We start from the raw sequence: 25,952 nt of genomic DNA on the forward strand, positions 1-25,952 counted from the left end.
TAGACTTACCTAGTTCTTACAGGAATTAGCAATTATAATCATTTCAATCTTTCGGGCTTTGATACAGGACAATAAATGCAATTTTCATTTCCTTTAATCATTTTTAGTAAGCAGGAAATAGCGCACCTTGAAGGTGAGAGCGACTTAAATGATTTTCTGTATGGTTTAACTAAGGAGCAAAGAAACGGGCTTTTATTATTGAATAAAGCTGGAAGGTACTTTGATTTATATAACAACGACGTGACACCAATCACAAGCACAGAACTGGCAAAACGAGTGACGCAACAACTTGCACAAGAAGGTATCTGCTGCTTGAGTAAAGTAACTCAATTAACACCAGAACAAGCTTTTATGATACTAGATAATTAAGCTGTATCCACCAGCGCTTTAATATGAGCCACAGCACTACGCCCTAGTGCTGACAAGGCATACCCACCCTCTAAAAATGACACAATTCCTTTGCAGCCTTGTTGCTGGCATAGCTCTGCTAATTGAGATGTAAGCCAAGCGTAGTCATCTTCAACAAATTTCAAGCTTGCCATGTCATCTTCTAAATGTGCATCAAACCCGGCACTAATAAACAATAACTCGGGTTTAAATTCAGTTAGTTTAGGTAACCACTGCTCATAATAAACCGCTTTTAAATCAGTCCCATCGCTGGCGATAGGCAGCGGTGAATTAACCAAAGTCGCATTATTTTCAACTGCTGTATTAGGATAGAATGGATGCTGAAACAAAGAGCAAAACAGTACATTGTCATCGTCTAAAAAGATGTCTTGTGTGCCGTTTCCGTGGTGAACATCAAAATCAACAATGGCAATGCGTTTCACCCCTTTGCTTTTTGCATACTGCACGGCAATTGCTAAATTATTAAACACACAAAAACCAGCAGAGGTCGTCCTGTTTGCATGATGACCTGGCGGCCTCACTGAACAAAAAGCGGCATCTAGCTTATCAGCAAGAATTTCATCAACAGCTAATAACCCAGCGCCAACGGCACGTTCAATTGCTTTCATTGAGTCGGGACACAGCCATGTATCACCATCAAGTTCTGCAAGGCCTGACTCTGGAATGGTTTGCTCTACGTGACGCACCAAAGACTCATCGTGGGCACGTAAAAAATCTTCACGTGTGGCTTTTGGAGCTTGTAAATGAGTGACTGCAATATCAACACCGCTTGCCAGTAAGCGGTCAGTGATCATATCTAAACGCGCAGGACATTCAGGGTGATCTTCAATCATTTTATGTTTTCGACAAAATGGATGAGAGATAACGGCCGTTCTCATTGCACGCTCCTTGAAGTAATTGTCAGCCAATTATAACAAAGCCGCTTTAGAGCGGCTTTGCGACTTTGGTTTACTTTTTAGCTTGTAAATCTAGGTTTCTAAAATCAAAGCTAAAATCTGTCACGGCAGTTGAAACTGCTCGCATTTTGGCACTTTCAACGCGGTTTTCAGGACTCATTTGAAACTCAATAAATGCATCGGCTTCAAGTAGCTTTTCATCCCACTTCACAATAAACGTATTACCTGTGTAATGCTCAAGTTGGCCTTTCAAACGTTTAGTATGCGTAAAGTCGATACGTAACTGCCCATTAAGCTCTTCGATTACCACATCACCATACCAGTTATCATGCAGTGTGCCTGTGTAATTTATATTTGGTAGCTTTGGTTGGTAATCTGCCGGTGTTTCTGGTTTAGCATTTGCGTAGGCTTTTTCTTTACCTTCAAAGTGCTTTTTAGCTAACTCTTCTACCCAATCTTTATCTTCCAAATCCAGCGCATCTTCAAGCACTTCATAGGTAACTGCGGATAACGCACTAAATGCTTGCTGGTTGGTTAAAATAACGATACCAAGGTTTTTTTCTGGTAGTAAGGTCACCTGAGAGACCATACCTAAAATCCCACCACCATGGCCTAACTTTTTAATGCCATGAAAATCTTCAATACTCCAGCCTAAACCATAGCCCCTAAACTGTTGATGGTACGCCTCGTATGCACTTTTCGATGCTAAAGAGGTAATATGCGGGTGCCACATTTGCTGTTGCTGCTGCTCAGTAAATAACTGTTCGCCATTTGGCATTTTGCCATGCGCAAGTTGCGTGCGTAGCCACTGGCTCATATCATTGACACTTGAAGCGATAGCACCAGCACCACGAAAGTCTTCTAAATAATTAACAAAAAACGGGTGTAACTGACCATCCATAGGAATATGCCCTGTGGCCCAGTTTTTATTACTTTCTGGAATGCGTGAAAAACCAGCTCGAGAGTTTTTCATATCAAGTGGCTCTAGAATATTTTTCTCGATGTAATCATTCCAGCTCATCCCTGACACACGTGCTACAACCTCACCAGCGGTCACAAACATTAAGTTGTTATACGCATATTTACTACGAAAACTACTGGCTGGTTTTAAGTACTTAAGACCAGCAATAATTTCATCAACCGATTTATCGGTGTCAGGCCAAATCATTAAGTCGCCCTGCCCTAAACCTAGGCCACTACGGTGACTCAATAAATCACGAATCGTCATTTCACGTGTTACATAAGGGTCATACAGGCGAAACTCAGGCAGATGATCAATTACTTTATCATCCCAGCTTAACTTTCCCTCATCTATAAGCTTCGCTAAAGCGGCTGCTGTAAATGCTTTCGTATTTGAGGCGATACCAAATAAAGTGTCTTTATTAACCTTTTTACCCGTATCAAGGTTGGTCACACCAAACCCTTTTGCCAAAACGACTTTGTCATTTTCAACAATGGCAACAGCCATACCAGGCACATCAAAACGTGCCATTGATGTTTCAATTACTTGCTCAATTTTTTCACTGTCGATATCAGCGTAACTAAAGAATGAACAGCTTGATAATAAGGCCGCAGCAACGGCTAGTTTACACAGTTTCATAATGTCCCTTGGTCGTTTTTATTGTTGTGAATAGCGAACTCTCTCGCTGCTCGGGTTTTATCTGGATCATCGCAACTTTCGCGCGCGAGTATTGAGTCACTGTAATCATTTGGCACGCCAGCTTCAAGCGCGCCGCGATGAACATGCTGTAGATACCAGTCGAATGGCAAAAGAGTAGCGTCTAATGTATTGGCAATATAACAATGTGCTGTTAATTGCTCTCCATCTAACAATTCAACACACACATCAACGCAGTCATAACGAGGGCCTTCAATCGTATCTAGCATCGCTTTTTCATCTTCATTAAGCTCATAGACGACCCCATAAACGAGTGCATCTGACTGAGAGGTTTGGCGAACACTGCATTTCGCTGAGCCATCGGTACTGACCATATCAAATGTCAGCTCGTAACCTCTGAGTAAGGCTGTGCCTATACGTTTTGCTTGAGGTAATCGTGCCAACAACCGATTTGATGACATGTTTGAACCAAACGAAAAATTATAGATAGTCATAATTCACCTTACACAACGACACGAATAGCCAGCGCAATTAAGATCACGCCGATACCTCGATCAAACCAAAAACCACTTTTTAAGAAAAATTCTCGCACAACGGCTTTTGATAACACCAGTGATAAACATGAAAACCACACCCAAGTTGCCAAAGCCATATACATACCATAACTTGCTTGCACTAATACTGGGGTCTCAGGGCTGATAACTAATGTAAAGAGCGACATAAAAAACAGTGTTGCTTTTGGGTTCAGTGCATTGGTAAAAAAGCCACGTCTAAAAGCTTTATACACAGACTCAGGCTCAGCCTGAGCAAGCGTTTGCTGTGTATTATCAGCCGGTTTTGCACTACGTAAAGCTTGTACGCCTAAATAAGCTAGATAAGCACCCGCCACATATTTTAATGCCATAAATAAGCTCGGCGATTGCGATAAAATGAGGGCAACACCTAATACACAATAGGCAACATGAAGTAAAATGGCAGCCCCCACCCCCGCACTTGTCCACAGTGCATTTTGACGACCATGCTGAATACTTTGCTTAAGCACAACAGCAAAGTCAGGGCCTGGACTTGCAACAGCAAAAAAATGCGCAACTGCAATTAATAAAAATTCATCTAAATACGGCACTGATTATTTACCCTACTTTTTGTTCATCCAACGCCAGTAATAGCGGATTAGCACTACTATTAACTAATAACTTTATTTGCTTTTGCGCTTTCTTATACTGACCTCGCAAATGAGGCTTCAGGTATTTTTTAGACTGATTATCGCCTTTAAAATGCGATACCAAAGCATGCATAAATAAGGTTTGCGGTTCAGTCAATGCAGCTTGGCGATTGGCATAGGGGTTATAACCACATCCACAGCCCCCTTTAAACTGATACACAGTATTGCTCATCATCACACCAAACCCTAAAAAACAAGCAAGCGCGTCGCTGGCCTGTGGTAAAAACTCTTTACCGCCAGGAGGTAAAACACCAACATGATGAATTAATACTGTCGCCAGTGTTCCAGCAAAGCTCGCAACTAAGTCTTGTGGCTGATTTATTTGGTTTGGATTAAACGACACATTAATTAAGTGATTCGCAGGCACAATTAACTGAGCATGCTCTCCTCTTAGAGAAGCCTGAAATTCAAAATGCGGAAATACCTGCGGGACCAGCTGTGATGGTGATACTAAATTTACAGGCCACGTCTTCATCCCCGCATAGCCAACGACGCGAGAAAATACCGTTTTAGCCATATCTTCAACGCTTGTGACACTGTCTGGGAAAAACTGGCCATTGGGCAGTACAATCTGCGTCTTGTGTAAAAAGTAATCGCTATCAAAATGCTCAACAGCCCATATAAATGTGTCTATCAGCCACTGTTGCTCCTGCTCGTCAAGTAAGGGAGCTGATTTAAATAGGGTTAACATGTTTACTCTTGTCCTTGCGCCCACTGCCATGCATCCGTGTTATAAAGCGGAACGGTTGATAAAGCATGGTGATGACTGCCTGATGATTCTTTTGTCGAGTATGATAAATACAGAAGAGTACGGGTTGGTGCATCGTAAATACGACGCACCTTCAATGACTTAAATAAAATACTCTTTGATGATTTAAATACCACATCACCGGATTTACTGCGGTCTATTTTTTGTAACTGTTCTGCAGTAATGGGGCCAGTTTGACGACAAGCAATTGACATATCTGAAGGATCTGCAAAATCAAGATTTGCTTCAATATGGCTGATATGACAGGTAACACCACTAATGATTGGATCTTGTTGCGATACCACTTTGATATCTTTAGTCGTAAATAATCCTAAACTTACAGAAGCCGCGTCATCGGAACAACCATTCAACAAGATGACTGAGGCTGTCAGTGCAGCAAGTTTTAGTGTCTTCATCTTCGTTATCCTTATTAAAAAGCGATAGTTGTCCATTTACAACTATTTGCTTGCTATGTTTCAATACTATCTCAAAATATCTTCAACAACGAGCACCTAAACAATGAAAAAATCGCTTGGTTTACTGTGTTTAATGTTCTTAAGTAGTACCGCTCACGCAGGCTACTCTATTAGCGCCGGTTTCGGCAAAAACTTTACTAATTCGGTGCAAACCGAAGAAAACCTAAAAATTGAGCTTGAGGATGACAGTCATTTTACTGTCAGCCTTGATAGAACCATTGATAATGCTCGTTATGGTTTCTTTTATTCAGCAACCGAACTTGATATGAAAGACCAAGCCAACAAGCAAGTCGAGATGCAATACCTGCTATTTCAAAGTGCCGTAGAAGTGCCCTTAACTGATCATATAGTTGGTTTTGTTGGTGCTCAAATTGGCGCAAATCACGTCAGCACTGATTTTGCTGACTCCGACACTTTTTTTACCTCAGGCTTATACGGTGGCGCTGAGTACCTATTTAGCGACCAAGCGCGTATTTATGTTGAAACTCGCTGGTTGGCGACTATTGTAAATAATGCAAGTAACATCTCATGTACTTTACCTGCATCCGAAAACGAACAATGCCTTTGGCACTTCGATGGTGATGTATTAAACCAATTTCAAACAAACATCGGTTTTAGTTACCGCTTTTAAGGAAGAGCCCCATGCCGCATATTGTTATTGAACATTCAGAAGATCTCCCTATTCTTCCTCAAGTGCTGGTTGAAAAAGTCCACCAAGCTGTATTCGACTCTGGTTTATTCGAATTATCGACCATTAAAACACGTGCCATTGCCTACCAACACTATGAACTAGGTGAAGGGAAAGATGGCTTCATCCATATTGCCGCATCTATCATGGAAGGCAGAACCGTTGAACAAAAGCAGCAACTAAGCGAACAACTACTTAATTGCTTAAGCAAGTACTGTCGGCGTTCTTACAGTTTAAGTGTAAACATTTATGATATGAGCCCTGATATTTATCGTAAGTGCTAATTTTACTGCGGCAGAAATGCCGCAGGAAGACGCTTAATTTCAATCTCAGGTGACAGGTATCCTGTGTATACAAGCCAGCGTTCATCATCCACATAGGTCAACCCTGATGAACGACTATAAGCACGCTCGGGTAATGCCATCACATCAAAATGCTGTTTTTTCACCACGTCATAATAACTAATACGATAATCACCAACGCGTACTTTGAAATAATAAATACGCGCATTGTGGTATTCATTCTTACTTACATATAACCACGAAAAATGCCTCGCTAAATAAATATCATCAACAAGTACTTGTTCTTGCCCCGTTTCATGGTGTTTTATCCATATAGCCTTATTGTTGTCAGTAAAAAGAATATCACCCGATGATAACTGAACAGCATATTTAGCAGGAGAACTTATCACTTTACCAAGGTTATTACCTTTTAAATCAAATCGATAAACATAATCGTTGTCTGACACAAGAATAGATTGGTTATCACTAGACCACGTTGGTTTGCGTGCATAGGCAAATGGAATATTTAACGCTTGCCTCTTATCGAGTTTAAAGTCATATAGATAAAGCGTACTTTGCCCTTTATCCAGCACTGAAAACAAAATGTAGCGCCCATCCTTTGACCACGTTGGGTCAAATATTTGTCCAATAACATGTGGAAAGCTCGTCAACTGTTTACGCGAGCTTGCATCTGGGTTCACTATCCATAATTGAGAGCTGCCAGACTCATTTGATACATACAGTAGCTTTTTCTGCACCGAGTTATATTCAGGAAAAAGAGAGCTAAAATTAGTAGAGAGCATAGAAAAAGGTGAACTGGCAACTTGCTCATCAATTTTTAACCGTGTAATCACCTTGTCTATATCCCATTGATGAAAATAAACACTGCCATCAGCACTATACCTTGGCGAACTCATCCCTGCCACTTGAGTATTAATCAGCTTTTGCTTTTCAATATCGAAGAAAAAACCATAACGCTTCCCGCCTTTAGTTGCCGAAAAAACCAGTAAGTTCTTATTCGGATGCCAATCAACACCATGAATAAAGGCAAAGTTTGGAGTGAGTCGTTTAGCTTGCCCTGTTTGTACATCAACCATAAAAAGTGCTTGCTGGTCGTTTTCAACATTACGAGTAACCACAACATATTTTGCATCAGGTGAAAACGACACAGATTCATCGTTAATATGGCAATAGTCATCACAAGGAATAGATGTTTCGTGTAGGTTATCTGATTCCAAGTTCAGTAACTTAATGCGGCTTACCGTTTCACCGGCTTCGGTTACATACTCACCGATATAAGCGAGTGTTTTACCATCTGCACTGACATCAAGATCAGTTCCACCTTCGCGGCGACATTCACTCAGGACAACGCTCGTCGCATTCACAAGTGATAGTTTCACTATTTCGCACGCATTGCTTTGCGTATAACGATAGTAATATAAGGTGCTTGAGTCAGGGCTAAACACGGAGCGCCCTTCAGTCTGTGCACTGTCAGTTAACTGTTTTGCAGGGTGTTCAGGAAAATGGAGGTCACGTAAATATAAATCCGCAGATTTATCTAAGAGGCGCCATGAGTAAACCAAGTAATGTTGATCATTTGATACGGCAGGATAAATTTCACGTCCTGGGCTTGCTGTTACACTTTCTATACTATTTATCGGCATCACAAAGGCCGTGTGCTGCTTTGTTTGATAACTAGAAACATACCAAAATACACACGCAGCAAATACGCACAGTATAAATACAGCAGCAACACTATAAAGTTGAGAACGTTTGAAACTAGGTGTATTTTCTTTAGGCTGCTGTTCAATTTTTTCAGGTGATTGAACCAATCGATACCCTGTCTTACGCAAGGTTTCAATATAACTTGAGTTTGGGTCTAATTCTTTAAACGCCTTACGTAAATGCCAAATAGCATTTGTTAACGCCTTCTCTCCTACAAAATGGTTACCATCCCAAACAAGATTAATTAACTCTTCGCGAGTAATTGGCTCAGGATAACGGGCAACTAAACAACCTAATAACTCGATGAATTTAGGCTGTAAGACGTGCTCACTATCATCACAAACTAGTTTATTTTCAAGGGGATTAATTGTACACCGACCCAAACGGTAGGCGTGATGAGTGGTTTCCATTAAGTCTAAACTTAACCTCTTTTTAGATTTCTAGACGTGTATTTAGCTATCAATTTATCTCAAATAACAATGATTAACCAGCATTATAATTGTCAATAAGTTGACAGCGCAAAAATAACAACACATTGATTTTAAACGAATAGATATTAAATAGATATAAAATAGAGAGATAAACGAGTCACTAAAGATTGCGGTTGTATTCACATTTTTATAAAAAAATTTACGTCAATACCGACAAACCGGGGTGTTGTTCACTGTAAATTTTAACTGCCCTTAAAAGAGCAGCGCTCTGGTTTCACACAACTAAAAATAAAATAAGTACAACTAGGAACGCCTGTGAGAAATCTACTAACTAAGCCTTGTGCAATAGCGCTTGCTGTTGCCAGTGGTTTTAGCCAACATGCACTTGCTAATGAAACAGACATTGCACGCACAGCTAATACCAGCCCTGCAATCAAAGAACAAAACGAAACACCCGAAAAAATTATCGTTACGGGCTCACGTATAAAACGAGACAGCTTTTCGATACCCACGCCACTGGTTACTATGAACCGTGACGCAATCCTTGATACTGGGTTAACGAATTTATCTGATATTTTAGTCGATAACATGCCTGCGCTTAGTGAAAGCATTGGTAACACCACCAGCCAATCAAGTGTTTCTGCAACTGGTTTATCAACGGTTCAATTACGTGACTTAGGTGCTAACCGTACACTGACACTGATTGATGGTCGTCGTGTTGTTTCAAACAGCTACAGTGGTAATTACGTTAGTTTAAACACCATTCCTAGCGGCATGGTTGAACGCGTTGAAATAATTAGTGGCGGTGCATCGGCAACCTATGGGGCAGATGCGGTCGCAGGTGTTGTAAATATAATTACTCAATCGAAAAAAGAAGGCTTCGACTTTAAAGCCAATACAGGTGAAACAACTGATGGTGGCGGTAAAGAGTTTACCCTTGATTTAAATTACGGCACCTCATTTGCCGATGATCGCGGCTATGCATATTTCAGTGCTAACTGGGACCGTGATTTTGGCATGACGTTTTACGACCGTAAACGTGCGCAGATTGAAGATAGCTACGATTATGACCCTGAACGCATGTGTAATGTGATGCAAACAGCCGATGGCGACCAATGTATGCGCGACATCACTCAAGCTGACTGGGTAAGCAAAAGCGACGGTATTCCTGGCGGTGTGTTCTTAGAAAATAGCCGTAACGACACACAATTTTGGTATGACGGTCAAACTCTACGTGATGACTGGAAAGGGAATGAAGAAATTTACGGCATCAACTCTAACCAATACGTGATGCTGGATGTGCCAAGTGATAACTTCTCAACGGCACTGAAAATCGACTTTGACTTAACAGATGACGTCATGCTGTACGCACAGGTACAATACAGTGACAGTGGTTCATTTAACAATAAGTCTCCAGAGGATGAGTACGAAGGTGCTTTTGTACCTCGCTATGATCCCGTCACAGGCGATCCACTTTCGGATGTTGCACCAGGTTATATTCCAATTGATAACCCTTATGTGCCGCAAGAAATCTTAGATGCCAACCCATATAAAGATCGTATTTATTGGGATCGTCGTTTTAGTGAAGTGGGTAATATCAGTACTGATAACACACGTAAAACGATTCGTAGCTGGGCAGGTTTACAGGGGACACTCTTTAATGGTGAATGGGATTGGGATGTATCAGCCAGCTACGGTCGCTTCACTCAACATCAAGTTCGTAGCAATGAGTTAAACACAGTAAAACTAAGCCAAGCTTTACAAGCTGAGGAGCTTGCTGATGGCACAATCCAGTGTATTGATGAAGCAGCTCGCGCAGCAGGCTGCGTGCCTATCAATTTGTTTGGCGAAGGGTCAATCACTGATGACATGGCGGCATGGATACGTACTAATCCGGTTATTGATACCGAAATTAAACAATATGGCGTAGTCGGTTACATTGCTGGTGACTTATTTGAACTACCAGCAGGCTCAGTGTCGGCTGTATTTGGTGGTGAATACCGTAAAGATAGCCAAGATCTAAAAACCAGTGATGATATGAAATCCGGTGGTATCACCTTTAACTATGTACCAAACTTCTACGGTGAAGTTGAGGTCTATGAGGCCTTTGCAGAGCTTGCAATCCCACTGTTAAAAGATGCACCACTGGCAAAAAACTTAAGTGCTGAAACGTCACTTCGTTTGGCTAATTACAGCATGGAAAACGTCAATACAGTTGCCAGCTACAAACTCGGTATTTTTTGGGAGCCTATCGAAGGCTATGCTTTTAGAGCGAATTATGCACGTGCGCAACGTGCGCCAACCATCACTGAACTTATGTCACCACCGCGTGGCGATTACGACAGCTATGATGATATTTGTGATGGTTTAACTGCAACATCGACTAAACCAGGTCACGATAACTGTCGCAAAGAGCCGACTTTAGCTGCGCAACTTGCTGCCGATCCTGATTTCGAATTTAACGATGAAAATAACAGTTATTCACCTGGCGCTGGTAATGAAAACTTGAAAGAAGAAACTGCCGATACGTATACGTTTGGCATCACAGTGGCACCTGCGTTTTTAGACAATTTCAACCTTGCGGTTGACTACTATGATATTGCAATTGTCGATGCAATTTCGCAGATCAGTAATGAAAACATCATGCGTGAATGTTACGACTCTGAAGTTGCGTGGGGAGCTGAAAACACCTTCTGTAATGATATTACCCGTAATAATGAAGGCAATATTATTAAGGTTTTACAACGCCAATATAACCTCGATGAGCTCACAGCTAGAGGCTATGATGTGGTTGCACAGTACAAGCTTGATTTTGACAGTTATGGTCAACTCTCGTTAAAGCTTGATTATAATCACGTGATTGAAAACTCACAGACCTATGAAGGCCTCGATGGTAGCTTAGTAACCAGTCATTACGCAGGCTATGGTCGCACTAAAGATAAAGCGTCAATGTCGATTACTTGGCGTAATGATGATCTACGTATTCGCTGGCGTACAAATTTCTTAGGCTCGTTTAAAGCAAGCCAGAGTCTTGAAGAAGATTACAATGAGTATGTAGCTGAAAATGATGCCCGCTGTGAGGCTGGTGAAGATACCTGTATTAGTAACCCAGAAAAACTTGCCTACCAAGATTATGGCTCGTTCTTAAAACACAGCCTTTCAGCGTCTTACACTTTGTCACTTGGTAAACAAAGCCAACTACGCGTATTCGGTGGTGTAAATAACGTGTTTGATAATAAAGGTGATTTTTATCCTTCAGGGCGTGGTAATTATTACTCTGAGTATGGTGGGGGTAAAGGTCGTTATGTGTATGTAGGCGCACAATATAGTTTTTAACATTTTCATATAAACCCCAGCTAGGCTGACAACAAAGGCGTATTTTTTAATGCGCCTTTTATCTTTTCCAGCTTTGCATCTCAACTAATCGAGACTCTGTACGCGCATACTCAAATGCCAGTTTTTGTCCTTGATATATATCACTAATGCCCGCCTCAGCCGAGATCAGCAGTAATCGACCTCTGTCATAAAACTCATCGACTAAAGCAATAAAGCGCCGTGCTTCATCATCTAAAAAGTGCTCTTGTAAATCCTGTTTTTCACGTTGATAACTGTCTTCAATACCATGCACAATTTGTTTGCCCGTGGCTCCGCGCCCCATTACCGGCACATTGAGCAAATAAACACGCTGAAAGCGCTCTGCTAAATAAATGTAATCTGCTGTGCTTCTAGCCCCTGAACATAACGCCATAAAGTCAAACATAATGGCATCTTGAGCTTGCAGTTCACAGCGAAGATGACGATGGCAAACCTCTATCGTTGTTTGCTTTTGTACTGCTTGCTCTTGCTTTAAAAAGCGCTCTATTAGGGCACTTTTGTTATCAATAAAGTAATGTTCGGTTTGTTTACCAAAGCGAAAGCGATGATCGGTATTGCCTTCAACACTTAAAATATGACAATGATCATTTAACAAATCGATAGTGGGTAAAAATCGTGCTCGTTGTAAACCGTTGCGATACAACTGCTCAGGTTGACAGTTAGACGTCGCCACTAACACCACTTGGTGCTCAAACAAGGCTTTGAATAAGCCACCTAAAATCATTGCATCGCCAATATCAGAAACAAAGAACTCATCAAAGCAAATCAACCGAATGTTCTGTGCCCACTCCTTAGCAATAATCGTCAGTGGATTTTTCTGCCCCTGTAGTTGAACCAAACGCTCATGTACTTGCTTCATAAAATGGTGAAAGTGCAAACGCTGTTTCGCATCAATATTGACCAGTTTGAAAAACACATCCATCAACATGGATTTACCACGCCCAACTGGGCCGTATAAATAAACCCCTTTTATTGACTTAGCGCTTTGCCACCAATGTCTTGGCGCAGCCAATTCTGTGGCTAGATTATCAAGCGCATTAATCGCTGTGCGCTGGGCATGGTCTTCATGCAGTTCGCCTTTGGCTATTTGCGCTTGGTAATACCTGAATATTTGTCCTTGCTGTACTGTCATAGGTCACTAGTATCCGCTATACTCGCGGCCATTGTAGCCGACTAAGAATGTGATCCCAATGAAATTCCCATGCCGTTTAGATAAATTTATCAGCCATATTGCTGAATTACCTCGCAGTAAAACCAAAGCAGGTATCAAACGTAAGTACGCCACTGTAAATGGCGAGGTGATCACCTCATTTGATTATTCTATCAGCCAAGATGACGACGTGCGCTGGCAAGGCGAGCCGTTGGTCTTTTTAGGCAAACGCTACTTCATGCTTCATAAGCCTGCAGGCTATGTGTGTGCCAATAAAGATGACCTTCACCCGACCGTATTTGACTTACTCGATGAGCCAAACATGAGCGACTTTCATGTTGCTGGTCGTTTAGATATAGATACCACAGGCTTAGTGATCATCACCAATGATGGTGACTGGTCGCACAAAATAACTTCACCAAAGCACAACAAGTTCAAAACTTATTTAGTTGAAACGCAAGAACCGGTTGATGAAGAAGCTATTGCAGCCCTAGAGCAAGGTGTACAGCTTCATAACGAAAAAGAGCTAACTCGCCCTGCCATTGTTGAAAAACTTGCAAGCTACAGCTTACGCCTATCCATTTGTGAAGGTAAATATCATCAAGTTAAACGAATGCTGGCCGCAGTTGATAACAAAGTTGTTGAACTACACCGTGAAAAAATTGCCAATATTCATCTTGATGAAAATCTAGCGAGTGGTGAATACCGCCCCTTGACTGCTGCTGAGCTTTCGCTCTAAATAGGTACTTGAACAAATATCATGATAACGCTGTCATTTTTACTTAATAAAAGCTAACAAGTTGCCGATAAACATGGTAGAAAAGTAGAGGGGATATAATAAAAGGAGGCTAACTGTGTTATCAGGACTAGCTTTAAAAACAAAAATTAGCTTATTTGCTACCGCTATTTTTATTGCGCTTTGCGCAATAGCTTTATTGGGTTTACAGTCGTTACGTCATGCGAGTGAGAGCGATAACATTGCGCGTATTAACCAATTAATGAAAAGCACAACAAATATCGTTGAGCAATTCGAATTGATGGTAAAAAATGGCCAGCTTGATGAAAATCAAGCTAAAGAGTTGGCAACTCAGGTTTTAAGAGAAAATAAATATCACGATTCAGAATATGTTTATGTCGTCGACAATAATTTAGATTTTGTTGCCACGCCACATGACCCAGAGCTTCATGGTACCAGCTTTAATGACTTTAAAGATGCCAGCGGTAACAGCATTGGTCGCATGGTCGAAAAACTAGTGGGTAATACCACAAATAAAATTATTACTTATCATTGGGACTCCGTCCGTGATGGCGAAACAGTAGACTTAACGTCTGTTGTACAAAAAACACCGCTGTTTGGCTGGTATGTTGGCACAGGAATTAGTGCAAAAGAAGTCGATGAACGATACTGGAGCACAGCAAAGTGGCTATTGGGTTTATCTATGCTCATTGCCATAGCCCTCACGTTTGCAATTGCACGCTTTGGCTCATCACTGACCAATGCACTGGGTGGTGAAATCAATGAAGTAATTGATATTGTTAAAAACGTCTCACGTGGCAACCTCCACTCAACTATCCGCCAAGATGCACCAAGTGAAAGTATCATTGCGGCCATGCATTATATGCAACAAGGCTTACGCGGCGTTGTTGATGGCATTAAAGACGTAACTGATAGCCTCAAAAATCAAAGTGTTGATAACGAGTCTCGCTCTGTTGAGCTTGATAAACTCACCCGTAGTTTAAATGAAGAAACACAAATGGTTGCCTCAGCCATTACCGAACTGACCGCCTCAGCGCAAACAGTTGTTGAGCATGCCGAGCAAGCAGCCTACTCAGTACAAGAAGCTGAGAACCAAGGGCAAAGCGCAAGCCACTTAACCAACGAAGCAGCACAAACAATCGCACTTTTAGAGCAACAAATTGACAGCGCTGGTAATAACATTCAAGTTCTTGATGATGAAGTAAATAATATCGCTAATGTGCTAAGTGTTATTCAAGGAATTGCAGAGCAAACGAATCTATTAGCCCTTAATGCAGCCATTGAGGCAGCTCGTGCTGGCGAACAAGGTAGAGGGTTTGCGGTTGTCGCTGATGAAGTCCGTGGCCTTGCACAACGAACACAAACCAGTACCGAAGAAATCCGCAACATGATTGGTAAATTACAATCAGCAACACAAGATGCTAAGTCATCTGTTGCACTCAGTATTTCGACCAGTGAGCAAACTGTGGCTAAATCAACCAAAGCCAATGAAGAACTAAACCGAGTTGCGAGTTCATTAAGTGCAATCGCACAAATGAGCCATCAAATAGCTATAGCAGCTAAAGAGCAATTAGACGCAGGTGAAGATACAGCAAAACGTGTGGTGACCATTTCAGATACCGCCTCACAAACAGCTAACGTATCAAGTCAGGCACATACGGCAACCGATTCAATCAAAGGCCTTACAGCTGATTTAGAGACAGAAACAGCTAAATTTAGCTAACTATCCACGTATCAAAAGTCAGACATAAAAAAGCCCAGTTAAGTTTACTGGGCTTTTAAGACTTAATCTGTACCAAATCGAAATCGGCCATTCCTGGCACTATTTTTTGTAGTCGAGATTCAGTGACATCTAGTGAGTTTAAACACTCACAGTATTCAGAGGCTTTCATTTCAAGCTGCTCCGCTTTCTTTTGCAGTGACTTATCTATTTCCTTAGAGATAATATCCATACGCTGACCCATGTCGTTAATGCGATCTTCGATATTTCCTTCACGTGATTTAAACGCATCACCTAATGAAACTAAAATAGCCCCTAACGAGCCATGCACTGCTGAGTGAATTTTTTGGCTGATCTCTTTGGTAAAAAAGTCATCGATTTTCGACAATGATTGCGGGGCGATAAAGAAAAAGTCATCGCCACGCTTAAACTTATCCATCAGAGCACGTTCAACATACTGTAATTGCGTTTTAAGTACTTCAGGTTCTTTGTCGGACATGCCCTCTACGACCTGCTCAATAGCACTCAAACCTAGATTTACACCGTCAGTGGCAAGTTCAACTAATTCAGGCACAGTGTCACGAATACCTAAACTAAACTGCTCCACGACTTTGCTTTCTTCTGGATTAAGGTCAACCCAATAGCCACGAATAAATAACTGAGTATTGTTGTTTATTTGTACACGGGTTTGGCCTTTATCAACAATACGAATAACATCATCTGTGATGATCAAGCCGTGACTAAGCTCAACTTCGCATTGTTTTTTAGCTAATGAGGCATAACTTGAAAAACTCGAGAATGTAATAGCTGCCGCAAGCAGCGAGCGAGAAAAAAACGCCATATACACCCCAAGAAGACAAAAAGAGAGGTCGGTAGATTAGCAAAAATCCAGTTTTATGCAAGTAAAACGCCTAGCTATGCTAGGCGTCTTAAAAGAAAGGTGAGTTAAATAGGCGAACCCGGTGGCATTGGCAATACTTTAAAGTTTGCAGGCCACTCACCGCTTGCTAAAAAGTGGTTGATTTGTTCGCTTAAATATTGCTTGAAGGCACTATCACCTACTGATGCACTTCCTAGCATTGATTCTTGCTGGTAACTCTTTGCAAGCTTGCCAAGGTAATAACGAAACTGTGCTTGTACCTCAGGCGCGACTTTATCACTTGATACTAAATCAGCAAATTGCTTAGCCGTTAAAAGCTGCACTCGTTGGCTAATCTTACCCGCCATCCCTTGGGCAATTTTTTGCTCGAAAATTTGCTGATAAGTTTGAGCTAATAATGAATCTAAACTATAAAATGCATCGCTACGCGCTTGTTGCTGCGCGAGGCGATTAACACGCTGGCTATTAAATAATAGGCTTAAACTATGTGCAGCTGCGACTTCAGGCAATGCCATAGCATCCAGGGTTAACCCTGTACGACCGACAATGCTCTCGCGTGATTTAGATTCCCCATACGCTTTTGGTGGAATAAGCGCTAACACTGACTCAGGTAAAACAAGATTCTCAGCTTTTAGTGTAGCAAGTAATGCATCAACAGCCGCTTGCTGGGTTTGCTTAGTTACAACTTGCGCCCCTGTTGGCTCAGAGTCATCACGTACTTCATATTCGTAATTAACACCGGCAATTAATTTAACCGCAGCTTCAACTTGATAGCGATGGAATAAATAAAGTGGCACTAGCATTTCTTCTAATTGCGATAACGCAGTCCCCGTTTTGATATTTTCAATACCAAAGCTCGTCAGCGCTTGTTTGCGAATATCAAGTACACGCATTAACTCATCACTTGGTGAACGACCGTTATCCCACAAATGCCCCGTTGGATGAGCGCCCCCTTTAGCACGTGCATCACTGTCCGAAATAAATTCCAGCCCTTTGCTTTTATTTTCAGCTAAAATTGCGGCCAGTTGTTGTGGTTCATCTTGGTTTGTAAAATCGCTATAACCATATTTTATCACTTGTGTGTCCCACACTCCCATACCAGAGGCATAGCCTCGGCTCACATCCAGTTTGCCTTGCTCATTGAAACTAAGTAGCGGGTGAGGATAGTCCATTACCGATGCTCTATCAGCGACCGACGCTGAAAAGTTATGTGCAATCCCTAAAGTGTGGCCTATTTCATGAGCGCTTAGTTGACGAATACGATCAAGAGCCATTGCTTGTAAACGAGTAGCAACTTCATTACCTTCAAAATAAGGGGCAGCTAATGCCTCAGCAATAAGGATATCTTGACGTACACGTAATGAGCCCAGTGTTACATGGCCTTTAATAATTTCGCCCGTTCTCGGGTCTATCACTGAGCTGCCATACGACCAGCCACGTGTTGCACGGTGTACCCATTGGATCACGTTGTAGCGTATATCCATAGGATCAGCATCATCAGGTAACACTTTAACGATAAATGCGTTCTTATAGCCAGCAGCATTGAATGCATCATTCCACCATTTAGCGCCCTCTAACAAGGCTGTTTTAACTGGCTCAGGCACGCCCGGATCTAAATAGTAAACAATCGGTTCAACGGGTTCGCTAATTGGCAGGCTCGGATCTTTTTTTGCTAAACGGTGGCGCGGGATATAACGCACATACATAGACTCACCAAGTGGTGCGGCGTAATCTTTATGCTCAATACTCCAGTAACCTGATTGAGGGTGGAATTGACGTGGTGTGTAGTTATCATCAGGCAGTTCAATAAAAGAATGATGCATATGTACTGTAAGTATGTGAGGATCAGCGCTCACTTGACGAACAAACTCACCTGGGTTACTACCTTGAAAAGTGAGTATTGCCTCTAACTCTGTATTTTTCACAAATGCGTTTGAACGAGCTAAATAGACTGCGCTTCGGTTATCATCTAAATTAAAGCTCCCCTGCGAAGTTGCAGCTAAACGACGACTTACACCGTGTACATCACTCAATAAATAAGGAGTATAGTCTACAAGCACCGCTGAGTCTGACTCTGCAACAACACTAAAGCCCGCAAGAATACTCGAAGCAAACGCTTCTTTGATACTTTGCTGCTCGGCCAAGTTGGTCGTATTCGCTCGATAATAAGTATTCAATGCTCGTAACATCACCTTATCACCAAAACGTTCAAATTGTACTAAATAGGTATTGCCAAGTTGCCCTCGATCAAGGCCTATATCATTTGAGCCGACGCCATAAGGTAAGCTTTGCTGAAGTAAAAAAGGTTGCTTTAGTTTATCAACTGCAACATACACTTTGCCGCTTTCAGAATCATAATAGAAAGAATAATAGCCCGAAAAATGACTCATTTTTTCAGTAAAATCATTTATAGGCTTAATTGCTGCGTGTGCTTGAGTTATTATAGTAAGCAGCACAGCTAAGAGCAGGTATCGTAGTAATGGTATTTTTTGCATAATCTTATCTTTGTTATTCGCGTTTTAAATACTGTACAGGTATTAGGCAGTATAAAGTATCGCCAACAAAAAACAGCTATTTAAGACGAAATTCAGCGCTTGCTAAGACATTCTCTCTCACACTTAAAAATGTCTGGCTACAACGTTATCAGGAAAATAGAATGCGTAGACTCCCACCGGTATTATTAGAAGATGGTTGCCCTCGTGAACTGATCTCATTGATCAGAACAGTGCTTGCGGCATGTAAAGAAATTTCATTCCGTGTTGGTCAAGGTGCCTTATCAGGTGTGTTAGGTTCAACTCTTGACGAAAATATTCAGGGTGAAACACAAAAGAAATTAGATGTACTTACCAATCAGCTTCTAAAAGACATTTTACTCGAATCGGGCTACGTAAAAGCCATTGCTTCTGAGGAAGAAGATTTTACCGTTGCGGGTAACCCTGATGCTAAATACATCGTTGCCTTTGACCCGCTTGATGGCTCTTCAAATACCGATATTAACTCACTGGTTGGTACGATTTTCTCAATTATGGCAGCGCCTGATGGCGCGGATCCTGCTGATCCAAGTATATTTATGCAACCGGGTAAAAACCAAGTTGCAGCGGGTTATGTATTATATGGCCCATCTACCGTGCTGGCATTAACAACTGGCAAAGGCACACGCTTTTTCACCTTAGATAAAACGCACGGTACCTTCTTATTAACAGAAGATTTTGCAAAAGTCCCTGAAGACACTAGCGAATTTGCTATTAATGCCTCGAATCAGCGCCATTGGCAACCGGCGATGCAAAATTACATCAATGACTTAATTGCTGGTGACACAGGCCCTCGTGGTCGTAACTTCAACATGCGCTGGATTGCTGCAATGGTGGGTGATGTGCACCGTGTTTTATGTCGTGGTGGTATTTTCACTTACCCTACCGATACGAAAGATCCAAATAAGCCTAACAAATTACGTTTACTATACGAAGCAAACCCTATGGCGATGTTAATCGAACAAGCTGGCGGTATTGCCTCAACGGGCACAGAGCGCATCATGGATATTCAACCTGACGCTATCCACCAACGTGTTGCGGTGATCTTAGGCTCAAAAAACGAAGTTGAAACCTGCTTGAACTATCATAAGTAGCAACAAGTACATACCTTAGGCTGAAAGATATAAGACTCTTTCAGCCTAAGGTCAGTTCTAATAACTTCTTTAGCGTACTTTTACTCAACTCACCCATTTGCTCGTTATTACTTAAGGCAAAGATTGCGCCTTCAACCGCACTTTCATCGATGTCTTGACGAGATTCCAATACATTTGCCCAAAGTTCTAACTCATCGATATCTATTTCGCCGTCAATAACACGCTGTAAAACGTGACAAAAAACGTCTTGCGTAACGATATACACATCACCTTGATTATCAGGGCTGCTGGTAATAATAGAGATTGCCTCAAATCGGTTTTCACCAAATCGGGCAAACTCATCTAATGCGTCTAATTTATCCATTTGCTATGCTTACCTTTTCAATCTCAAAGCATCTTTTTACTGAATGACAACCCTTACTTGCTCGCAATGCAAAGCAACACTTAACTGCCAAGCCGACAATATAAATGCTTGTTGGTGTAATGAATTACCCGCCATTTTACCACTTGATGAAGCAGCTAAATCCTGTTTGTGCCGTGATTGTACAATTAAGGAAATAAATTTATTTTTATCCAAACTATACCAACAGCCTCTTAAGCAACAACTCGCTTTTGCCAAACCTTTCTATCATCAAGGTAAGTTAATTGAAAATCTCGATTACACAATGCAAAACAACTACATGGTATTTAGTCGCTGGTTCTTTTTAAAGCGCGGACATTGCTGTAAAAACGGCTGCACCCACTGCCCTTTTTCCGATAGTTAATATCCAGACAGAGTATTTATTCAATTATTTTGCATTTTATTGCAAATAACGCATGACTGAGAGAATAAAAATACACTATAATTGGATATAAATTCACTAAATCAATCTCTTTTAAGCTTAAATTACTAGCCACGCCTATTTTTTAAGCATAAATTTACTGTAACTACATCGGAATCAAACATGAATACCTTTAGGCCTGCTCTACTTGCAAGTGCAATTTCTGCGGTTTTAATCAATAGCAATATGGCATTTGCAGCAGAAGATACTATCGACGTCGATAAATCAATTGAAACAATTCAAATTACTGCAACACGACGAGCAGGTTCTGTGCAAGATGCACCACTCAATATTACGGCCCTAAATGGCGATGTAATTAGCGACCAAAATATTAGTGATTTAGAAGATGTTGCACGCTGGGTGCCAGGCCTAACGATTTCTGATCAAGGTGGCCGTGAAGGTTCTCCGATTATCGTTCGTGGTTTGAACACCAATACCTCTGACCGTATTTCTGATAGCGGCACAGTGGCAACTTATGTTGGTGAAATCCCACTTAGTATTGATTTACGTTTAACTGATGTTGATCGCATGGAAGTACTCATCGGCCCACAGGGTACGCTATACGGTGCTGGCACTTTAGGCGGTGCAATTCGTTACTTACTAAAACAGCCTGAGCTAGATATTACTGAGGGTAAAGTAACAGGCGATGTATTTAGCATCAACGAAAGTGACGGTACCGGTGGTGAGTTTGGCGTGGTATTCAACACGCCACTAATCAACGATAAACTCGCATTACGTACTAGCTTAAATTATTACGATAATCCAGGTTACATCGATTACACCCATGTAGTTCAAAAGCCAGGTGTATCAAATCCGAACCCTGACTTTTCTGACAGCAGTGATGTTAACGCCAACTTAAAAAGCGTAAGCGATGTTAACGATGAGCAAATCACCACAGCACGTTTGTCACTTCGTTGGCTTGCAACCGAAGATGTTGATGCAACACTTAACTACTTCTATCAAAAACAAGAAAATGGTGGCAACTCGACATCGCAATACGGCTCTCTTGCTGATAGTAGTGCGCTACAAGGGATTCCTGGAAAATACGAAAACGTAGCTCGTGTACTTGAGCCAGGTGAAGAAGAAAACGATTTATTAAGCTTAGAAGTAAAAGCAGATCTTGGTTTTGCTGAGCTGGTCTCTGCATCTGGTTGGTCTAGCTATGAGCAATCTGGTCAGCGCGATCAAACCGATCTACTTTATGATATTTGGTCAGGTTATGCCGACTTCCCTTCATTTGTTGGCTACACGCACGATACCTCAGAGCGCGACACTTTCACGCAAGAACTTCGTTTAGTATCAAACAGTAGTAGCGCTTTTAACTGGATTGTGGGTGGCTTTTACAACAAATTAGAAAGTCACTCAGATGATCGTGAATACACACCGGGTTTAACTGAGTACTGGGGTGGCGGTATTCCTAACGTTGAACAAGATCTTGAGTACATTCTAATTTCAGACAGCGAAACCACTGAAAAAGCACTTTTTGGTGAAATTGGCTACAGCATTACAGATCAGCTTGATGTCACTGTTGGCGCGCGTTTTTACGAATACGATGTTTCTACAACATCTGGTTCTGCAACACCGCTCTATTCTGGTGACTTTGATTCACTCGATAATCTAGCTATGGAAAATGTAAGTGCCAGCGATAACGGTAACTTATTTAAGTTTAATGCTAATTACACATTTGATAACGGTATTCTTGCTTACTTTACTGTGAGTGAAGGTTTTCGTATTGGTGGTGGTAACGGTATTGCACCTTGCCCTGATGTATTACCTGAGCAACAAATTGTTTGTGCTCTGCCAAATGAAGAAGATTACAAACCAGATACCACAGTCAATTATGAGTTAGGCTTTAAGTCATCATGGTTACGTAATCGCCTACACTTCAATGCAGCGCTATTTAATGTTGATTGGAAAGATGCGCAAGTTGGTAGCAGCACGGTAAATGGTCAGGAGTTAATTACCTCAAATGCGGGTTCTGCTAATTCAAAAGGTATTGAGCTTTCAAGCCGCGCTATGATTGGTGATAACTGGGCTGCCTATGCGACATACGCTTATGCAAAGGCTGAATTGACCGAAGATGCACCTTATTTATTTGGCGTATTAGGCGGTGACTTAGCGCAGTACCAAAGCTACTATGATGGTGCTAAAGGCGACCGTTTACCAGGTGCTCCTGAGCATCAATTCTCGTTTGGTCTTCGTTACGAGCAAGATATCCTCGGCGATAAACTATTAAGCGTAAACTACGGTATTACAGCGCAAAGCGATGTGATCACCAAAGTAGGCCTAAAAGCAGACGGCGAAGTATTACCTGGTTATGCACTAAGCAACTTATCAGCCAAAATTACGGGCGATATGTGGTCTGCAACCCTTTATGTAGACAACTTATTCGATAAATACGCGTTTACTTCTGTACGTCGTGATAAGTCTTGGGCTGGTATGTCGCAATATGCTGAGCTTAACAAAGAACTACCTGAACTACAGCGTGTTTATGGTCACTACACCACAACACCTCGTACTATCGGTATGAAGTTTAGCTACAACTTTGAGCTGTAATTAAACATACCCATAAAAGCCTTGCCGCCTTTAGGCAGGGCTTTTATTGGAATTGGTATACTATGCGCTTATGCTAAATGATACCCAAAAAGCGCTTCGCGCTCACATCCAACAGTTGTTAAGCGACAAGCAACTAAACGATGCACATCACCTACTTGTGCAGTGCCTAAAACAAAATCCTGAAGACCACGTTTGTTACTTTTTACTCAGTGAAGTTAACACCGCAGCAGGTGATATCAACAAAGCGATTAAGCTCCTTGAAAAAGCGCTTAGCCTAGCCTCTTTTGCGATTTATCATTTAGCACTTGCCAAGTTATACGTACTGTTAGGCAAAGTGAGTAATGCAGCTGTACATTATCAAAGCGCTTTGCAAACAGCTGACTTTAGTGCCGCAGACTTTGATACATTAGCTAATATTGCGACCCGATTAGGATATTATGACGACGCCCTTAACTTTCAAAAAGCAGCCTCCCAACGCAATAAAGATAACCTACAAATTAGCTATAATTTGGCGGTGTGTTATAAAATTCACGGACTGTTCAATGAAGCAAAAAACGTGCTACAGCAACTAACTACAAAGCAGCCTTACTTTTATCAAGCCCACTATTCACAAGCTGAACTCAATAGTGATTTAGATGCCAAGCAACATATCCAAAAACTACACGCTTTAGCCAATAAAGAAAAAACCATTATTGACCAACAAGTGTATTTTCATAGTCTTGCACTTAATTATGAGCACCTCAATGACTACAAAAATGCATTTAAATACTTTGCACTAAGTAAGCAAGCGATAGCCAGTAAAGTTAATTATCAAGCCACACAGCACCACCACTTTTGTCAAAAACTTATTACCCAGAGCAAACAGCAAGAACTTGTAAGTAGTGACTCTGCGTTCTCGCCCGTTTTTGTGGTTGGCATGCCCCGCTCTGGCACAACCTTAGTTGAGAAAATCCTTAATCAAAGTGAGCAGCTAAAAGGCATCGGTGAGTTAAACGATATTGCGCAACTCATACAACACGCCACGCAATCAGTTCGTGTGATTGATAGCAAAATGCTCGATAAGGCATATGAATCTGAGAAGATAAAGACAGCACTAACTAGCTATCAACAAAGAGTCGAGCAGCTAAGTGATGGCCTAAGAAGTTGTGATAAACAGCCATTTAACTTTTACTATATTGATTTTATTTTAGCGGCTTTTCCTAAGGCTAAAATCGTTTGTATGCTGCGGGACTGGCAAGATTGCAGCATTGCCAATTTTAGGCAGATGTATAGCCCGCAAAGTGTGTTTCATCACTACAGCTTTACACTTAAAGATATTGCTTCATACCATCAAGATTACTCTGCATTAATCAGTCATTTTGCCAACAAGTATCCTGAAAATGTTTTTTTGCAAAGCTATGAACAACTCGTGGCAGAGCCTACCGAACAAACTCAGAAACTCTATGCTTTTTGCGATTTAAGCTGGCAAGAAAGCTGCTTATGCTTTTATAAAAACAATGCGGCATCAGCCACGGCGAGTAAAAAGCAAATTCGCCAGCCACTGAATAAAAACAGTATCGGCAACTGGCAAAATTACGCTGAGTTTATTGATGCGGACCTGTTTCAATAGGTAAGTCGTGACGAGCGCCCCACTCACTCCATGAGCCATCGTAAACACGTAAGTTAGCGTAACCGCATTCATCGGCACACAATGCAATTGCACAAGCCGTTACACCTGAGCCACAGCTAAACTGCAACTGGGTATGATGCGGCTCTATATGTTGTTCAAATAATGACTGCAACTCGCTAAGCGATTTAAGCTCACCGTTATCCAGTACACTTGCAAGTGACAAACTGCGACTATTTGGAATATGACCACTGCGCATGCCTTCACGCGGCTCTTCGTGTTCGCCGGTAAATCGCTCAAAAGGGCGAGCATCGAGTGTTAGTGTGCTTTTTTCATCAAGAGAGTTAAGTACTTGCTCAGCACTGATAAAGTAATCAGCGCGGGGACTGGCAACAAAGTTGCCTTGACCAGTAGCCGCTGAATAGTTTGCTTGTGTTGCGTAGCCAAGTGCCTGCCACTTAGCTAAACCGCCACTTAGAACTTTTACGTTATCAAAGCCCATTGCTTTAAACATCCACCACGCACGCGCTGAACTGAATAAACCTTGATCCTCATAAATGACAACCAGAGAGTCTTGGTTAACCCCTGCAAGCTGCATATACTCTGTAAACTGCTCACTACTGCACATCATACTTGGTATAGGGTTAGTGCTATCAGCCAGCGTCTTTTTGAAATCAAAACGCTGTGCATTAGGCAGCATTGCTTTAGGCGCATACTCACCTGGCATGCCAGGGCGCACCATTCCCGCATCAAAAGTTATGATATTTGCATTATTATAATTTTTATTGAGCCATTCTGGCGTGATTATATTTTTCATTTTGACCTTCCAACTGGAATAACTAACTCAACTTTAAGCTCAAATAAGTCTAGATAATACGTTGTATTTAATGTCATATTCATACGCACTTTCTTATTATGATGATAAACTACGAATAAATACATAACTGGGCAAGAACTAGATTAGATAAT

22 protein-coding genes are annotated in these 25,952 nt (G+C 41.5%); 10 read left to right on the forward strand and 12 right to left on the reverse strand.

Annotated features, from left to right (window positions below):
- Nucleotides 1-75: 75 nt before the first annotated feature.
- Nucleotides 76-369, forward strand: coding sequence for a DUF4144 domain-containing protein (locus tag L3V38_RS15760; protein ID WP_237119972.1), 294 nt, complete (start codon nucleotides 76-78; stop codon nucleotides 367-369).
- On the opposite strand, the gene L3V38_RS15765 is transcribed toward L3V38_RS15760, so the two are convergent.
- From L3V38_RS15765 to L3V38_RS15790, 6 genes are all read right to left on the reverse strand, one after another.
- Nucleotides 366-1,286: a histone deacetylase family protein gene (locus tag L3V38_RS15765; protein WP_237119973.1), complete on the reverse strand. Its 921-nt coding sequence runs from the start codon at nucleotides 1,284-1,286 to the stop codon at nucleotides 366-368. The genes L3V38_RS15760 and L3V38_RS15765 overlap by 4 nt on opposite strands.
- Before the next feature lie 70 nt (nucleotides 1,287-1,356).
- Nucleotides 1,357-2,904, reverse strand: a complete 1,548-nt coding sequence (locus L3V38_RS15770) for a serine hydrolase (protein ID WP_237119974.1) — start codon at nucleotides 2,902-2,904, stop codon at nucleotides 1,357-1,359.
- Nucleotides 2,901-3,416 (reverse strand): gamma-glutamylcyclotransferase family protein, encoded by a 516-nt coding sequence (locus tag L3V38_RS15775; RefSeq protein ID WP_237119975.1) that lies wholly within the window; start codon nucleotides 3,414-3,416, stop codon nucleotides 2,901-2,903. Before L3V38_RS15775 ends, L3V38_RS15770 begins: the two co-directional genes overlap by 4 nt.
- A gap of 8 nt (nucleotides 3,417-3,424) precedes the next feature.
- Complete coding sequence (locus L3V38_RS15780; RefSeq protein ID WP_237119976.1) at nucleotides 3,425-4,045, reverse strand: LysE family transporter; 621 nt, start codon at nucleotides 4,043-4,045, stop codon at nucleotides 3,425-3,427.
- 7 nt (nucleotides 4,046-4,052) lie between these two features.
- On the reverse strand, nucleotides 4,053-4,835 hold the full coding sequence (locus tag L3V38_RS15785; RefSeq protein ID WP_237119977.1) for a hypothetical protein: 783 nt from the start codon (nucleotides 4,833-4,835) through the stop codon (nucleotides 4,053-4,055).
- 2 nt (nucleotides 4,836-4,837) lie between these two features.
- A complete protein-coding gene (locus tag L3V38_RS15790) occupies nucleotides 4,838-5,308 on the reverse strand; it encodes a CreA family protein (protein ID WP_130149442.1) in 471 nt (156 codons plus the stop codon).
- Between the two features lie 103 nt (nucleotides 5,309-5,411).
- On the opposite strand from L3V38_RS15790, the gene L3V38_RS15795 reads away from it, so the two are divergent.
- Together L3V38_RS15795 and L3V38_RS15800 are read left to right on the forward strand one after the other, a co-directional pair.
- Complete coding sequence (locus L3V38_RS15795) at nucleotides 5,412-5,999, forward strand: hypothetical protein (RefSeq protein WP_237119978.1); 588 nt, start codon at nucleotides 5,412-5,414, stop codon at nucleotides 5,997-5,999.
- A gap of 11 nt (nucleotides 6,000-6,010) precedes the next feature.
- A complete protein-coding gene (locus L3V38_RS15800; protein WP_130149440.1) occupies nucleotides 6,011-6,340 on the forward strand; it encodes a 5-carboxymethyl-2-hydroxymuconate Delta-isomerase in 330 nt (109 codons plus the stop codon).
- A 2-nt stretch (nucleotides 6,341-6,342) separates the two neighbouring features.
- Here L3V38_RS15800 and L3V38_RS15805 read toward each other — a convergent pair whose 3' ends face one another.
- Entirely contained in the window at nucleotides 6,343-8,472 is a 2,130-nt protein-coding gene (locus L3V38_RS15805) for a winged helix-turn-helix domain-containing protein (protein ID WP_237119979.1), read from the reverse strand.
- A 336-nt stretch (nucleotides 8,473-8,808) separates the two neighbouring features.
- Here L3V38_RS15805 and L3V38_RS15810 point away from each other — a divergent pair, with 336 nt between their 5' ends.
- A complete protein-coding gene (locus L3V38_RS15810; protein WP_130149438.1) occupies nucleotides 8,809-11,829 on the forward strand; it encodes a TonB-dependent receptor in 3,021 nt (1,006 codons plus the stop codon).
- Between the two features lie 58 nt (nucleotides 11,830-11,887).
- Here L3V38_RS15810 and zapE read toward each other — a convergent pair whose 3' ends face one another.
- Nucleotides 11,888-13,000: a cell division protein ZapE gene (gene zapE / locus L3V38_RS15815; protein WP_237119980.1), complete on the reverse strand. Its 1,113-nt coding sequence runs from the start codon at nucleotides 12,998-13,000 to the stop codon at nucleotides 11,888-11,890.
- A gap of 58 nt (nucleotides 13,001-13,058) precedes the next feature.
- Between zapE and rsuA the strand changes: the two genes are divergently transcribed.
- Together rsuA and L3V38_RS15825 are read left to right on the forward strand one after the other, a co-directional pair.
- Nucleotides 13,059-13,757: a 16S rRNA pseudouridine(516) synthase RsuA gene (gene rsuA, locus L3V38_RS15820; protein WP_130149436.1), complete on the forward strand. Its 699-nt coding sequence runs from the start codon at nucleotides 13,059-13,061 to the stop codon at nucleotides 13,755-13,757.
- Nucleotides 13,758-13,872: 115 nt separating this feature from the next.
- Nucleotides 13,873-15,498: a methyl-accepting chemotaxis protein gene (locus tag L3V38_RS15825; protein ID WP_130149435.1), complete on the forward strand. Its 1,626-nt coding sequence runs from the start codon at nucleotides 13,873-13,875 to the stop codon at nucleotides 15,496-15,498.
- Nucleotides 15,499-15,553: 55 nt separating this feature from the next.
- On the opposite strand, the gene L3V38_RS15830 is transcribed toward L3V38_RS15825, so the two are convergent.
- Together L3V38_RS15830 and L3V38_RS15835 are read right to left on the reverse strand one after the other, a co-directional pair.
- Nucleotides 15,554-16,336 (reverse strand): YggN family protein, encoded by a 783-nt coding sequence (locus tag L3V38_RS15830; RefSeq protein WP_062568663.1) that lies wholly within the window; start codon nucleotides 16,334-16,336, stop codon nucleotides 15,554-15,556.
- Nucleotides 16,337-16,440: 104 nt separating this feature from the next.
- Complete coding sequence (locus L3V38_RS15835; protein ID WP_237119981.1) at nucleotides 16,441-18,870, reverse strand: zinc-dependent metalloprotease; 2,430 nt, start codon at nucleotides 18,868-18,870, stop codon at nucleotides 16,441-16,443.
- 161 nt (nucleotides 18,871-19,031) lie between these two features.
- On the opposite strand from L3V38_RS15835, the gene L3V38_RS15840 reads away from it, so the two are divergent.
- Entirely contained in the window at nucleotides 19,032-20,000 is a 969-nt protein-coding gene (locus L3V38_RS15840) for a class 1 fructose-bisphosphatase (protein ID WP_062568661.1), read from the forward strand.
- 40 nt (nucleotides 20,001-20,040) lie between these two features.
- Here L3V38_RS15840 and L3V38_RS15845 read toward each other — a convergent pair whose 3' ends face one another.
- Complete coding sequence (locus L3V38_RS15845; protein WP_237119982.1) at nucleotides 20,041-20,364, reverse strand: hypothetical protein; 324 nt, start codon at nucleotides 20,362-20,364, stop codon at nucleotides 20,041-20,043.
- 43 nt (nucleotides 20,365-20,407) lie between these two features.
- Here L3V38_RS15845 and L3V38_RS15850 point away from each other — a divergent pair, with 43 nt between their 5' ends.
- From L3V38_RS15850 to L3V38_RS15860, 3 genes are all read left to right on the forward strand, one after another.
- Entirely contained in the window at nucleotides 20,408-20,764 is a 357-nt protein-coding gene (locus L3V38_RS15850; RefSeq protein WP_237119983.1) for a DUF5522 domain-containing protein, read from the forward strand.
- Between the two features lie 180 nt (nucleotides 20,765-20,944).
- Entirely contained in the window at nucleotides 20,945-23,377 is a 2,433-nt protein-coding gene (locus tag L3V38_RS15855; protein WP_237119984.1) for a TonB-dependent receptor, read from the forward strand.
- Nucleotides 23,378-23,423: 46 nt separating this feature from the next.
- Nucleotides 23,424-24,986, forward strand: coding sequence for a sulfotransferase (locus L3V38_RS15860; protein WP_237119985.1), 1,563 nt, complete (start codon nucleotides 23,424-23,426; stop codon nucleotides 24,984-24,986).
- On the opposite strand, the gene L3V38_RS15865 is transcribed toward L3V38_RS15860, so the two are convergent.
- Nucleotides 24,961-25,800, reverse strand: a complete 840-nt coding sequence (locus L3V38_RS15865) for a sulfurtransferase (RefSeq protein WP_237119986.1) — start codon at nucleotides 25,798-25,800, stop codon at nucleotides 24,961-24,963. The two genes, L3V38_RS15860 and L3V38_RS15865, sit on opposite strands and share 26 nt — an antisense overlap.
- Nucleotides 25,801-25,952 lie beyond the last annotated feature (152 nt).

This window comes from Pseudoalteromonas sp. L1 (assembly GCF_021728095.1).
Classification (GTDB): Bacteria; Pseudomonadota; Gammaproteobacteria; order Enterobacterales; family Alteromonadaceae; genus Pseudoalteromonas.